The sequence below is a fragment of the Candidatus Protochlamydia sp. R18 genome (assembly GCF_000648255.1).
Lineage (GTDB): Bacteria > Chlamydiota > Chlamydiia > Chlamydiales > Parachlamydiaceae > Protochlamydia > Protochlamydia amoebophila.
In genome coordinates, this window is sequence record NZ_BASL01000026.1 from 1 (window position 1) to 414 (window position 414).

The window sequence follows — 414 nt, forward strand, 5'->3', positions numbered from 1 at the left end:
CCCGTCACTTTACCTTTTCTGTGCATGAGGTAAGCAAATAAAGGAACAAACATATTTTTTTTAAGTAAACGAATCGATTATAGCTTATTAATTTTGGAAATTCATTTCTTAAATAAAAATTAATGTAATTATAGAAGTGTTTGAAAGCTCTGTCATTTGACTGATGAAATAAAATGACAATTGTCATCCTCTCTGGTATCGATCATTCAGGTTGGGGTCCTCGCTTTGTTTTACCATGAAAAATTAACGTTCATTCCATTTCTGCTCAAAAGACTTCCAAAAATTATCTAGACGACAATATCATTTGATTAAATCCATTTTGACCTCTCATGCCATATTAAACATTAGTTTGGGAAAACAAATGTTTTAAATGATGCAGAGGTCTTTTGTCATTTAAATTTTATTCTTCTTATT

1 pseudogene is annotated in these 414 nt (G+C 29.7%); it reads right to left on the minus strand.

Annotated features, from left to right (window positions below):
- Positions 1-318 (minus strand): annotated as a pseudogene (locus TY19_RS12055) (IS982 family transposase); the annotation flags it as partial.
- Between the last annotated feature and the right edge of the window lie 96 nt (positions 319-414).